This window comes from Bacillus cereus group sp. MYBK95-2 (assembly GCF_051915225.1).
Taxonomy (GTDB): Bacteria; Bacillota; Bacilli; order Bacillales; family Bacillaceae_G; genus Bacillus_A; species Bacillus_A cereus.
The window spans coordinates 1-13,134 of sequence record NZ_JBQAEH010000004.1 but is presented as its reverse complement, the minus strand read 5'-3'; the positions used below and the strand labels follow the sequence as shown (position 1 = coordinate 13,134).

Below are 13,134 nucleotides of genomic sequence, written 5' to 3'. Positions count from 1 at the left end.
TATATTATTTTCCTAAACAAAATTGAGAGAACAACTGGTCAATTAAGCTTTCATGCACTGTGTCCCCAGTAATTTCACCAAGTATTTCCCACGTTCTTGTTAAATCAATTTGTACCATATCAATTGGTACACCATTTTCAATCGCCTCAACTGCATCACCGATTGTTTTTCCTGCTTGTGTTAATAATCCAATATGTCTCGCATTAGAAACATATGTCATATCTGCAGAATCGATTGTTCCTTCAAAGAATAAATCAGCTATTGCCTTTTCGAGTTCATCTATTCCTTGTTCCTCAATTAAGGATGTTGTAATAACACGATTTCCCGCGGCTAACTCTGTAACACGTTCCATATCAATCGCTTGCGGTAAATCAGTCTTATTCACAATAACAATAAAGTCTTTTCCTTGTACCGCACGGAATAGATCTTCATCCTCATTTGTTAAAGCCTCGCTATAGTTGACAACAACTAATACTAAATCCGCTTGGCTCATCATTTCTTTTGAACGTTCCACACCAATTCGTTCAACAACATCTTCTGTCTCCCGAATACCGGCTGTATCTATAAGTTTAAGAGGTACACCACGCACGTTAACGTACTCTTCAATAACATCACGAGTTGTTCCTGCAATATCAGTTACAATTGCCTTTTTCTCCTGAACAAGACTATTTAATAACGATGATTTCCCAACGTTAGGTCTACCGATAATTGCTGTAGCAATACCTTCACGTAAAATTTTCCCCTGTTTTGATGTTTCTAATATTTTTTCGATTTCCGAACGAACATGCGTCGCTTTCTCAATTAAAATATTATGTGTCATCTCTTCTACATCATCGTATTCTGGATAATCTATATTTACCTCAACATGAGCTAATGTTTCTAATATTTCTTGACGCAAAAGACCAATTAATTTAGATAATCGCCCTTCCATTTGATTAATTGCTACATTCATCGCACGATCTGTTTTTGCTCGAATCAAATCCATAACAGCTTCTGCTTGTGATAAGTCGATACGTCCATTTAAAAAAGCACGTTTTGTAAATTCGCCCGGTTCTGCCAATCGTACTCCTTGTGCTAGAATAAGTTGCAATACTTTATTTACTGAAACAAGTCCACCGTGACAGTTAATTTCCACTATATTTTCACGTGTAAAAGTCCTTGGTGCGCGCATAATAGACACCATAACTTCTTCAATAACTTGATTTGTATCTAAATCAACAATATGACCATAATGAATAGTGTGAGAAGGAACCTCTGTTAAATCCTTCCCCTTAAAAATACGATCAACTTTCTCAACCGCATCATCCCCACTTACTCGAACAATGGCAATTGCACCCTCTCCAAGCGCTGTGGAAATCGCAGCAATTGTATCAAATTCCATGTCCTTTCACCTCACTTGCTTATTTATCTCTATTTCAACATGATTATTTCTTTCACTAAATTATTAGGATACCATAACGAACCTATCTACAAAAGAAGAATAACTCATTTTATTATATCCCCATGTAAAAAACACTAAACTTATTCACAGTGGATAAGTTTAGTGTTTTTTAGTTATCCACATCTATTTTCCGCTCAAAAAAACCGGCACTCATTTGAGCAACCGGTCATTTAGGAGATATTACAACATGCCGATGTGGTTCATTTCCTTCAGAAGTTGTATTGATACCTTGATGATTTGATAATGCCTGATGAATAATTTTTCGTTCAAAAGATGGCATCGGTTCTAAAATAACTCTTTTTTTCGTATTAAATACTTGTTTCGCTAATCGATAAGAAAGTGATTCTAACGTACTTTTTCTTTTACTACGATAATTTTCAGCATCTAGTGTAATACCGATATACTGCTTCGTGTTACGATTCGCGACAAGTTTTGTTAAATACTGTAAAGAGTTCAATGTATTACCTCTTTTTCCAATTAAAACACCTACATTATCACCAGAAATTGTGAATTCGATTTCGCGTCCTTTTACAATTTTACTAATCTCGACTTCCACACCCATATCGTGAATAACATTTCTTAAATATTCTTCACATTCTTGAATTGGATCTTTCTTCAATACAACTTCTACTACTGCAGGGCGATTCCCAAATAAACCTAAGAATCCCCTTTTACCCTCATCGACAATATTTATATCTACTCGATCTTTTGATGTATTTAATTGCCTTAAAGCATCCTCTACTGCCAGCTCGACTGTTTGTCCTTTAGCAGTAATTACACTCACTTGCTTGAGCCTCCAGCTTTACCAGCCTTACTAGCCTTAATCTCTGGCCCTTTAATAAAGTACATTTGAGCAATACCAAAGATATTACCAACAACCCAGTAAAGTGATAATGCAGCTGGGAAGTTAATTGCAAAGATTAAAATCATAATCGGCATAAGCCAAAGCATCATTGCCATTTGTGGATTTTGACCAGCTGTTCCTGCCATTGCAAGCTTTTGCTGAATAAATGTCGTAATTGCTGCAACGACTGGTAAGATATAGAACGGGTCTGCATGTCCTAAATCGAACCATAAGAAACTATGTTGTTTAATTTCAGCTGTTCTCATAATTGCATGATAAAAAGCGAACAGAATTGGCATTTGAATAAAGATTGGTAAACAACCAGCTAATGGATTTACACCATTTTTTTGGTATAACTGCATCATTTCTTGCTGCAGTTTTTGCTGTGTCGCTTGATCTTTAGAGCTATATTTCTCTTTTAACTTCACCATTTCCGGTTGTAACGCTTGCATCGCTTTCGTACTCTTCGTTTGTTTAATCATTAATGGTAATAACGCAAAACGAATGATAAGAGTCGTAACAACAATTGCTAAACCATAATTACTGTTAAATAAGTTTGCAAAATACGTGATTAACTGAGAAAGCGGGTATACGAAGTATTCATTCCAAATTCCAGTGCTTTTTGGTGTAATTGGCTGATTTACTTCACTACAGCCAGCAGTAATCGCCATTAATGCAATAAGCATGGCTAGTAAACCTAATTTCTTTTTCAAAGCCTACTCCTCCTTGTATCGGTATGTATATAGTGTAATTCATTTCCTTACGCTACTTTTTTATTCTTTTCATACCAGAGCGTTTAAAGACATGAATTAAGCTTTTCTTTACTTCTTCATATGTCATCTCTGCACAAGGCTTCCTTGCTATTATAACAAAATCTTTTCCAGAAGCTATCTCATCTTTTAACTCTGTAATAGCCTGACGGACCATGCGCTTAATTCGATTACGAACTACTGCATTTCCTATTTTCTTGCTAACAGAAAGGCCGATGCGAAAGTTTGGCTGTTCTTCTTTATCTAATTGGTATACAACAAACTGACGATTTGCATTTGATTTTCCTTTTTGAAAAACCGCCTGGAATTCATCATTCTTCTTTATACGATGTTTTTTCTTCATATCAATTGACACTCCTGTATTTCATCAGCGGAAATTCACTATTATTAGAAAAAAAGACCACTGAACGATCAGTGGTCTACGCAGATAATACTTTTCTTCCTTTACGACGACGAGCTGCTAGCACTTTACGTCCGTTCGCTGTGCTCATACGGCTGCGGAAACCATGTACTTTGCTGCGCTTACGTTTATTTGGTTGGTAAGTTCTTTTCATTATATGACACCTCCCTGAGGAATATCTGTTAAAGACAGTCCTATAAATTATAGTTAATTAACTAGGAAAATGTCAATGGTTCTAGAAATTTTCATCAAATATTCATTTTGAACCTATTCACATACTTTTTCACAGCACCTATATTTCCTTGTGGATAAATATTTTTTCGCGCTTTTTATATCCACAAACTTTTTTCGCACTTTTACACAGTATATCGTGTTGTGGACAAGTTTATTCCACAAGGTATTGATTTTGTGGATAACTTTCTTAAATTCATTGCTATAGCCACTTTTTTTTGATATTATAGTTGTGTTTTCACTTTGAATAAGTTTTCCACATCTTTATCTTATCCACAATTTGTGTATAACATGTGGACAGTTTTAATCACATGTGGGTAAATAGTTGTCCACATTTGCTTTTTTTGTCGAAAACCCTATCTCATATACAAACGACGTTTTTAGGTTTTAAAATACGTTTCGTATAAATATACATTTTATATTTATTAGGTTGTACATTTGTTGCGCAACCTTATTCTTTTACCAACTTAGTAAAGGAGGGACACCTTTGGAAAATATCTCTGATTTATGGAATAGTGCCTTAAAAGAATTAGAAAAAAAGGTAAGCAAGCCTAGTTATGAGACATGGTTAAAATCCACAACGGCTCATAACTTGAAGAAAGACGTATTAACGATTACAGCTCCGAATGAATTTGCTCGTGACTGGCTAGAATCTCATTACTCCGAACTAATTTCAGAAACACTATACGATTTAACAGGGGCAAAATTAGCAATTCGCTTTATTATTCCCCAAAGTCAAGCTGAAGAGGACATTGATCTGCCTCCAGTTAAGCCGAATCCAGCACAAGATGATTCAGCTCATTTACCACAGAGCATGTTAAATCCAAAATATACATTCGATACATTTGTTATTGGCTCTGGTAACCGTTTTGCCCATGCAGCTTCATTAGCTGTAGCTGAGGCGCCAGCTAAAGCGTATAATCCACTCTTTATTTACGGGGGAGTTGGACTTGGAAAGACACATTTAATGCACGCAATTGGTCATTATGTAATTGAACATAATCCAAATGCAAAAGTTGTATATTTATCATCAGAAAAATTTACAAATGAATTTATTAACTCTATTCGTGATAATAAAGCTGTTGATTTTCGTAATAAATATCGTAACGTAGATGTTTTATTGATAGATGATATTCAATTTCTTGCTGGAAAAGAACAGACTCAAGAAGAGTTTTTCCATACATTTAATGCATTACACGAAGAAAGTAAACAAATTGTAATTTCTAGTGACCGACCACCAAAAGAAATTCCAACTTTAGAAGATCGTCTTCGTTCCCGCTTTGAATGGGGACTTATTACAGACATTACGCCGCCAGATTTAGAGACACGAATTGCGATTTTACGCAAAAAAGCAAAAGCTGAAGGGCTTGATATACCAAATGAAGTTATGCTTTATATCGCAAATCAAATTGATTCAAATATTCGTGAATTAGAAGGTGCACTTATCCGAGTTGTAGCTTATTCATCTTTAATTAATAAAGATATTAATGCTGATTTAGCAGCTGAAGCACTTAAAGATATTATTCCAAATTCTAAGCCGAAAATTATCTCTATTTATGATATTCAAAAAGCTGTCGGGGACGTTTATCAAGTGAAATTAGAAGATTTTAAAGCGAAAAAACGTACAAAATCAGTTGCGTTTCCTCGCCAAATTGCAATGTATTTATCGCGCGAGCTTACAGATTCCTCTTTACCAAAAATAGGTGAAGAATTTGGTGGACGTGATCATACAACAGTTATCCATGCCCATGAAAAAATCTCTAAACTACTAAAAACCGATACGCAATTACAAAAGCAAGTTGAAGAAATTAATGGTATTTTAAAGTAGTAGCTGAATAGTGTGAATAACTTACCTTGTTTTACGCACAGTCTATCCACATGTAGATAGACTGTTTTTACATCCCTTAGCGGGGTTATCCACATATCCACAAGCCCTATTACTATTACTACTATTTTTTATCTTTATTAATTAAATAAAATCTTATACTTACCGGAGGTTTTTCTTTATGCGTTTTACAATACAAAAAGACTATCTTGTAAGAGGTGTACAAGATGTAATGAAGGCAGTTTCTTCTCGTACAACAATCCCAATTCTTACGGGAATTAAAGTTGTAGCAACTGAAGAAGGAGTTACATTAACAGGAAGCGATGCTGATATTTCGATTGAATCGTTTATTCCAGTCGAAGAAGATGGAAAAGAAATCGTAGAAATAGCTCAATCAGGAAGCATTGTTTTACAGGCAAAATATTTTAGTGAGATTGTAAAAAAACTACCTAAAGACACTGTCGAAATTTCTGTAGAAAATCATTTTATGACAAAAATAAAATCTGGAAAATCAGAGTTTAACTTAAATGGTTTAGATTCTGCAGAATATCCGTTATTGCCACAGATTGAAGAACATCATGTATTTAAGATACCAACAGATTTACTTAAACATATGATCAGACAAACTGTATTTGCAGTTTCTACTTCTGAAACAAGACCAATCTTGACAGGTGTAAACTGGAAGGTATATAACAGCGAGTTAACTTGTATTGCAACAGATAGTCATAGGCTGGCACTTCGAAAAGCAAAAATTGAAGGACATAATATTGCAGATGAATTCCAAGCTAATGTTGTTATCCCAGGTAAGAGCTTAAATGAATTAAGTAAAATTTTAGATGAGTCTGAAGAAATGGTAGATATCGTTATTACGGAGTATCAAGTATTATTCCGTACAAAACATTTATTATTCTTCTCAAGATTGTTAGAAGGGAATTATCCTGATACCACACGTTTAATTCCGGCAGAGAGTAAAACGGATATTTTTGTGAATACAAAAGAATTCCTACAAGCAATTGATCGCGCTTCACTATTAGCAAGAGATGGCCGCAATAACGTTGTTAAATTATCAACTTTAGAGCAAGAAATGCTAGAGATTTCTTCGAATTCACCAGAAATCGGAAAAGTTGTCGAAGAAGTACAATGCGAAAAAGTAGATGGAGAAGAGTTAAAAATATCTTTTAGTGCAAAATATATGATGGATGCATTGAAAGCTTTGGATAGTACAGAGATTAAAGTTAGCTTTACTGGGGCGATGAGACCGTTCTTAATTCGTACAGTAAATGATGATTCAATTATTCAATTAATTTTACCGGTTCGTACTTACTAGGTAAGGAATAAGGGTTGCTAGTTTAAAGATGCTAGTGGCCCTTATTTGATTTTTGGGTATTACTTTCCTAATGCTAGTTTATTTAGTACAATGAAAGAATGAACACTTTCAGAAAGTGAGCGATTTTATGAAACGTATTAAAATTTCAACAGAGTATATTACACTAGGACAATTTTTAAAGTTAGCTGATGTAATTGATACAGGTGGCGCTGTAAAATGGTTTTTACAAGAATATGAAGTGTACGTGAACAACGAACTTGAAAATAGAAGAGGTCGCAAACTATATGCGAATGATGTTATTGAAATTCCAGGAAGCGGAACTTTCCAAGTTCAGGCATAAAGGGGGAGCCCTTTGTTTATTTCAGAAATACAATTAAAAAACTATCGCAATTATGAAAAATTAGAGCTTTCCTTTGAAGATAAGGTAAATGTAATTATCGGCGAAAATGCGCAAGGGAAAACAAATTTGATGGAAGCTATTTATGTTTTAGCGATGGCGAAATCTCATAGAACCTCTAATGATCGCGAACTTATCCGCTGGGATGAAGATTTTGGTCAAATAAAAGGGAAATTACAAAAAAGAAACAGTTCTTTGTCTTTGGAATTAAATATTTCGAAAAAAGGTAAAAAGGCAAAATTAAATCAACTTGAACAACAAAAGTTAAGTCAATATATTGGCGTGATGAACGTTGTCATGTTTGCCCCAGAAGATTTAAATCTTGTAAAAGGAAGCCCTCAAGTAAGAAGACGCTTTTTAGATATGGAATTAGGACAAATAGCTCCTGTATATTTGTATGAATTAAGTCAATATCAAAAGGTGCTCACGCAACGAAATCACTTGTTGAAAAAAATGCAAGGGAATAGTAAGAATGAGGAAACGATGTTGGATGTATTTACACTTCAACTAATTGAGCATGGTGCGAAAATACTGCAAAAACGTTTTGAATTTTTGCATTTGCTACAGGAATGGGCAGCTCCAATTCATCGAGGTATAAGCCGTGGATTAGAAGAGTTAGAAATTGTCTATAAACCAAGTGTAGATGTATCAGAATCAATGGATTTGTCGAAAATAAAAGAAGTATACTATGAAAGTTTTCAATCTGTGAAACAACGTGAAATTTTCCGTGGTACGACTTTAATTGGTCCTCATCGTGACGATTTACAATTCTTCGTTAATAGTAAAAATGTTCAAGTCTTTGGTTCGCAAGGACAACAACGAACGACCGCACTATCCCTAAAATTAGCTGAAATTGAATTGATTTATTCAGAGGTTAAAGAATATCCAATCCTTTTGTTGGATGATGTTTTATCAGAATTAGATGATTATCGTCAATCACATCTTTTAAATACAATTCAAGGAAAAGTGCAAACATTTGTTACAACGACGAGTGTCGACGGAATTGAACACGAAACATTAAAAGAAGCGAAAACAATTCATGTAACGAACGGCACTGTAGATTGTGAAATAGATAGGGAATAACCCCTGTTTAAATGGAAAAGTAGGTGATCTTTGTGTCAATGGAACAAAAGCAAATGCAAGAAAATGCATATGATGAAAGTCAGATACAGGTGCTTGAAGGACTAGAGGCAGTTCGGAAACGCCCTGGTATGTATATTGGATCTACAAGTGGAAAAGGGCTTCACCATCTTGTTTGGGAAATCGTAGATAATAGTATTGATGAAGCACTTGCAGGTTATTGTGATGAAATTAATGTTAGTATCGAAGAAGATAATAGTATTCGTGTAACGGATAATGGGCGTGGTATTCCGGTTGGTATACAAGAAAAAATGGGACGTCCAGCTGTAGAAGTTATTATGACTGTTCTCCACGCCGGTGGTAAATTTGGCGGTGGCGGTTATAAAGTTTCTGGTGGTTTACATGGTGTTGGGGCATCGGTTGTAAATGCTCTATCAACAGAATTAGAAGTATTTGTACACCGTGAAGGTAAAATCCATTACCAAAAATACGAAAGAGGTATTCCGGTTGCGGATTTAAAAGTCATTGGTGACACCGATCAAACAGGAACAATAACTCGATTTAAACCAGATCCGGAAATTTTCCAAGAAACAACAGTATACGATTTTGATACGCTAGCAACTCGTATGCGTGAATTAGCGTTTTTAAATCGTAATATTAAATTAACAATTGAAGATAAACGTGAACATAAGCAAAAGAAAGAATTCCATTACGAAGGTGGAATTAAATCATACGTTGAGCATTTAAATCGCTCAAAACAACCGATTCATGAAGAGCCTGTGTACGTAGAAGGTTCAAAAGATGGTATTCAGGTTGAGGTTTCTCTTCAATATAACGAAGGATACACAAATAATATTTACTCATTTACGAATAACATCCATACGTATGAAGGTGGTACACATGAGGTAGGTTTTAAAACAGCTTTAACTCGTGTAATCAACGACTATGGTCGTAAAAATAGCATTTTAAAAGATGCGGACAGTAATTTAACTGGTGAGGATGTTCGTGAAGGTTTAACAGCAATTGTATCAATCAAGCATCCAAATCCACAATTTGAAGGACAAACGAAGACAAAACTTGGGAATAGTGAAGCGAGAACAATTACAGAGTCTGTATTCTCAGAGGCATTTGAAAAGTTCTTACTAGAAAATCCTAATGTAGCGCGAAAAATTGTAGAAAAAGGTACGATGGCTGCACGTGCACGTGTAGCTGCGAAAAAAGCGCGTGAATTGACACGTCGAAAGAGTGCGTTAGAAGTTTCAAGTTTACCTGGTAAATTAGCTGATTGCTCTTCGAAAGATCCAGCAATTAGTGAAATTTACATCGTAGAGGGTGACTCTGCGGGTGGATCTGCAAAACAAGGACGCGATCGTCATTTCCAAGCAATTTTACCGCTGAAGGGTAAAATTATTAATGTGGAAAAGGCGCGCTTAGATAAGATTTTATCAAATGATGAAGTTCGTACAATTATTACAGCAATCGGTACAAATATTGGTGGAGACTTCGATATTGAAAAAGCACGCTATCATAAAGTTATTATTATGACCGATGCCGATGTTGATGGTGCACATATTCGTACCCTATTATTAACGTTCTTCTATCGTTATATGCGTCAAATAATTGAGTGTGGTTATATCTATATTGCACAGCCGCCATTGTTTAAAATACAACAAGGTAAAAAAATTCAATATGCTTACAACGATAAGGAACTTGAAAAAATCTTAGCTGAGCTACCAGCCCAGCCGAAACCAGGAATTCAACGTTATAAAGGTCTTGGGGAGATGAATCCAACTCAGCTATGGGAGACGACAATGGATCCAGAAGTACGTTCGTTACTTCAAGTTTCTCTTCAAGATGCAATAGAAGCAGACGAAACGTTTGAAATTTTAATGGGTGATAAAGTAGAACCGCGTCGTAACTTTATCCAAGAGAATGCAAAATACGTGAAGAACCTTGATATTTAAATGAGTAATGACAGGAATCTAAGTATTCCTGTCTTCTACATATAAATCAATGTATGTGTAACGGAAATGTAAGAGGAGGTGCTCGTTGATGTCAGACAATCAACAACAAGCACGAATTCGAGAAATTAATATTAGTCATGAAATGCGTACCTCATTTTTAGATTACGCAATGAGTGTTATCGTATCTCGTGCATTACCAGATGTTCGTGATGGATTAAAACCTGTGCATCGTAGGGTTTTATATGCGATGAATGATTTAGGAATTACAGCTGATAAAGCGTATAAGAAATCAGCACGTATTGTCGGTGAAGTAATCGGTAAGTATCACCCTCATGGTGATTCAGCCGTTTATGAAACAATGGTACGTATGGCGCAAGATTTTAGTCAACGTTATATGCTTGTAGATGGGCATGGTAACTTCGGTTCTGTAGATGGAGATTCAGCAGCAGCAATGCGTTATACAGAGGCAAGAATGTCTAAGATTTCTATGGAATTAATACGTGATATTTCAAAAAATACAATTGATTATCAAGATAACTATGATGGTTCCGAAAGAGAACCGATAGTACTACCAGCGCGTTTCCCTAATTTATTAGTAAACGGTACAACAGGTATTGCTGTTGGTATGGCAACAAATATACCGCCGCATCAGCTTGGCGAAGTAATTGATGGTGTGCTGGCATTAAGTCATAATCCTGATATTACTATCGCAGAATTGATGGAATATATTCCTGGTCCAGACTTTCCGACGGCAGGTTTAATTTTAGGAAGAAGTGGAATTCGAAGAGCTTATGAAACAGGTCGCGGTTCCATTATGCTTCGTGCTAAGGTTGAAATTGAAGAGAAGTCAAACGGTAAACAATCTATTATCGTAACTGAACTACCTTATCAAGTTAATAAGGCGCGATTAATTGAAAAAATCGCAGAATTAGTTCGCGATAAGAAAATTGAAGGTATTACAGATTTACGTGATGAATCAGATCGTAATGGTATGCGTATTGTCATGGAAGTACGTCGTGATGCTAATGCAAACGTACTATTAAACAATCTATATAAACATACAGCGCTTCAAACAAGTTTCGGTATTAATATGTTGTCTCTTGTAAATGGGGAGCCACAAGTACTAAATTTAAAACAAAATCTATATCATTATTTAGAGCATCAGAAGGTAGTAATTCGTAGACGTACTGCTTATGAATTAGAAAAAGCAGAAGCACGTGCTCATATTTTAGAAGGATTACGAATTGCTTTAGATCATCTTGATGAAGTTATTACGTTAATTCGTAGTTCAAAAACGGCAGATATTGCAAAGCAAGGCTTAATGGAACGTTTTGGTTTAAGTGAGAAACAAGCGCAAGCGATTTTAGATATGCGTCTGCAACGCTTAACTGGATTAGAACGTGAAAAAATTGAGCAAGAATATCAAGACTTAATGAAGTTAATTGCTGAATTAAAAGCGATTTTAGCAGATGAAGAAAAAGTTCTTGAGATTATTCGTGAAGAATTAACAGAAGTAAAAGAGCGTTTCAATGATAAGAGACGAACAGAAATTACAATTGGCGGTATGGAATTTATTGAAGATGAAGATTTAATTCCTGAACAAAACATTGCGATTACGTTAACTCATAACGGTTATATTAAGAGGTTACCAGCTTCTACGTACAAAACACAGAACCGTGGGGGACGTGGTGTGCAAGGAATGGGTACGAATGATGATGACTTTGTTGAACATTTATTAACAACGTCTACTCATGATCATATTTTATTCTTTACAAACAAGGGTAAAGTATACCGTACGAAAGGATATGAAATTCCAGAGTATAGTCGTACTGCAAAAGGACTACCAATTATTAACCTATTAGGGGTAGATAAGGGTGAGTGGATTAACGCTATTATTCCGATTCGTGAATTTGGTGACGATCAGTTCTTATTCTTTACGACAAAACAAGGGGTTTCTAAGAGAACGCCACTTTCATCATTTGCAAATATACGTACAAATGGTTTAATTGCAATTTCTCTTCGTGAAGAGGATGAAGTAATATCTGTACGTTTAACATCGGGTGATAAGGATATTATTGTCGGGACAAGTAACGGTATGCTAATTCGTTTCAATGAACAAGATGTTCGTTCTATGGGACGTAATGCTGCAGGTGTTAAAGCTATTACGTTGGGCGATGAAGACCAAGTTGTAGGTATGGAAATTGTCGAAGAGGATGTAAATGTTCTAATTGTAACGAAAAATGGTTACGGAAAGCGTACACCGATTGATGAATACCGTCTGCAAAGTCGCGGTGGTAAAGGTCTGAAAACTTGTAACATTACAGATAAGAACGGTAAATTAGTAGCTGTTAAGTCTGTTACAGGTGAAGAAGATATTATGTTAATTACAGCGGCAGGCGTTATTATTCGTATGCCAGTTGATCAAATCTCTCAAATGGGACGTAATACACAAGGTGTTCGTCTAATTCGATTAGAGGAAGACCAAGAGGTAGCGACGGTAGCAAAAGCACAAAAAGATGAAGAGGAAGAAACGAGTGAAGAGGTTTCTTCAGAAGAATAAGAGAGGGGATTTTCCCTCTCTTTATTTTTTTATAATAATACTTGCATAGGGAAGAGAAAGCCTATATAATAGGCAGAGTCAGCAAATGAGAGATACAACTTATCAAAAAAACTTGTTGACCAAAATAATATAGTATGATATATTATAAAAGTCGCTGAAACGCGATGTTGAACTTTGAAAACTAAACGAAACAAACAACGTGAAACGTCAATTTTTATTTTAGATGCTAGACAAACTAACTTTATTGGAGAGTTTGATCCTGGCTCAGGATGAACGCTGGCGGCGTGCCTAATAC

At 35.5% G+C, this 13,134-nt stretch carries 12 protein-coding genes; 6 read left to right on the top strand and 6 right to left on the bottom strand.

The window, feature by feature from the left end; translation table 11 throughout:
* Positions 1 to 4: 4 nt before the first annotated feature.
* The 5 genes from mnmE to rpmH form a co-directional block, all read right to left on the bottom strand.
* A complete protein-coding gene (gene mnmE / locus ACTFN4_RS14680; RefSeq protein ID WP_000393757.1) occupies positions 5 to 1,381 on the bottom strand; it encodes a tRNA uridine-5-carboxymethylaminomethyl(34) synthesis GTPase MnmE in 1,377 nt (458 codons plus the stop codon).
* A gap of 226 nt (positions 1,382 to 1,607) precedes the next feature.
* The gene (gene jag / locus ACTFN4_RS14675) at positions 1,608 to 2,225 is read right to left on the bottom strand and encodes an RNA-binding cell elongation regulator Jag/EloR (RefSeq protein ID WP_000111516.1); all 618 of its coding nucleotides are present in this window, start codon (positions 2,223 to 2,225) and stop codon (positions 1,608 to 1,610) included.
* A complete protein-coding gene (gene spoIIIJ, locus ACTFN4_RS14670; protein ID WP_000727734.1) occupies positions 2,222 to 2,998 on the bottom strand; it encodes a YidC family membrane integrase SpoIIIJ in 777 nt (258 codons plus the stop codon). Before spoIIIJ ends, jag begins: the two co-directional genes overlap by 4 nt.
* A gap of 52 nt (positions 2,999 to 3,050) precedes the next feature.
* The gene (gene rnpA / locus ACTFN4_RS14665; RefSeq protein ID WP_000726619.1) at positions 3,051 to 3,398 is read right to left on the bottom strand and encodes a ribonuclease P protein component; all 348 of its coding nucleotides are present in this window, start codon (positions 3,396 to 3,398) and stop codon (positions 3,051 to 3,053) included.
* A gap of 76 nt (positions 3,399 to 3,474) precedes the next feature.
* The gene (gene rpmH, locus ACTFN4_RS14660) at positions 3,475 to 3,609 is read right to left on the bottom strand and encodes a 50S ribosomal protein L34 (RefSeq protein ID WP_000831901.1); all 135 of its coding nucleotides are present in this window, start codon (positions 3,607 to 3,609) and stop codon (positions 3,475 to 3,477) included.
* Between the two features lie 564 nt (positions 3,610 to 4,173).
* Here rpmH and dnaA point away from each other — a divergent pair.
* From dnaA to gyrA, 6 genes are all read left to right on the top strand, one after another.
* On the top strand, positions 4,174 to 5,514 hold the full coding sequence (gene dnaA / locus ACTFN4_RS14655; RefSeq protein ID WP_000428017.1) for a chromosomal replication initiator protein DnaA: 1,341 nt from the start codon (positions 4,174 to 4,176) through the stop codon (positions 5,512 to 5,514).
* A 178-nt stretch (positions 5,515 to 5,692) separates the two neighbouring features.
* The gene (gene dnaN / locus ACTFN4_RS14650) at positions 5,693 to 6,838 is read left to right on the top strand and encodes a DNA polymerase III subunit beta (RefSeq protein WP_001212884.1); all 1,146 of its coding nucleotides are present in this window, start codon (positions 5,693 to 5,695) and stop codon (positions 6,836 to 6,838) included.
* Between the two features lie 127 nt (positions 6,839 to 6,965).
* Positions 6,966 to 7,178 carry a S4 domain-containing protein YaaA gene (yaaA, locus tag ACTFN4_RS14645; RefSeq protein ID WP_000821364.1) on the top strand — a complete coding sequence of 71 codons (213 nt, stop codon included), beginning with the start codon at positions 6,966 to 6,968 and terminating at the stop codon, positions 7,176 to 7,178.
* 12 nt (positions 7,179 to 7,190) lie between these two features.
* Positions 7,191 to 8,318, top strand: coding sequence for a DNA replication/repair protein RecF (recF, locus tag ACTFN4_RS14640; protein WP_000470745.1), 1,128 nt, complete (start codon positions 7,191 to 7,193; stop codon positions 8,316 to 8,318).
* Between the two features lie 38 nt (positions 8,319 to 8,356).
* Entirely contained in the window at positions 8,357 to 10,279 is a 1,923-nt protein-coding gene (gene gyrB / locus ACTFN4_RS14635; protein ID WP_000435982.1) for a DNA topoisomerase (ATP-hydrolyzing) subunit B, read from the top strand.
* A gap of 88 nt (positions 10,280 to 10,367) precedes the next feature.
* The gene (gene gyrA, locus ACTFN4_RS14630) at positions 10,368 to 12,839 is read left to right on the top strand and encodes a DNA gyrase subunit A (protein ID WP_001282864.1); all 2,472 of its coding nucleotides are present in this window, start codon (positions 10,368 to 10,370) and stop codon (positions 12,837 to 12,839) included.
* 29 nt (positions 12,840 to 12,868) lie between these two features.
* Here gyrA and ACTFN4_RS14625 read toward each other — a convergent pair.
* On the bottom strand, positions 12,869 to 13,134 hold a 266-nt coding region (locus tag ACTFN4_RS14625; RefSeq protein ID WP_230090770.1), incomplete at its 5' end, for a hypothetical protein.

Excerpts from the sequence above, each read along its gene's own strand:
- mnmE (WP_000393757.1), bottom strand. The coding sequence starts at position 1,381 with ATGGAATTTGATACAATTGCTGCGATTTCCACAGCGCTTGGAGAGGGT.
- rnpA (WP_000726619.1), bottom strand. The coding sequence starts at position 3,398 with ATGAAGAAAAAACATCGTATAAAGAAGAATGATGAATTCCAGGCGGTT.
- rpmH (WP_000831901.1), bottom strand. The coding sequence starts at position 3,609 with ATGAAAAGAACTTACCAACCAAATAAACGTAAGCGCAGCAAAGTACAT.
- dnaN (WP_001212884.1), top strand. The coding sequence starts at position 5,693 with ATGCGTTTTACAATACAAAAAGACTATCTTGTAAGAGGTGTACAAGAT.
- yaaA (WP_000821364.1), top strand. The coding sequence starts at position 6,966 with ATGAAACGTATTAAAATTTCAACAGAGTATATTACACTAGGACAATTT.
- gyrB (WP_000435982.1), top strand. The coding sequence starts at position 8,357 with ATGGAACAAAAGCAAATGCAAGAAAATGCATATGATGAAAGTCAGATA.
- gyrA (WP_001282864.1), top strand. The coding sequence starts at position 10,368 with ATGTCAGACAATCAACAACAAGCACGAATTCGAGAAATTAATATTAGT.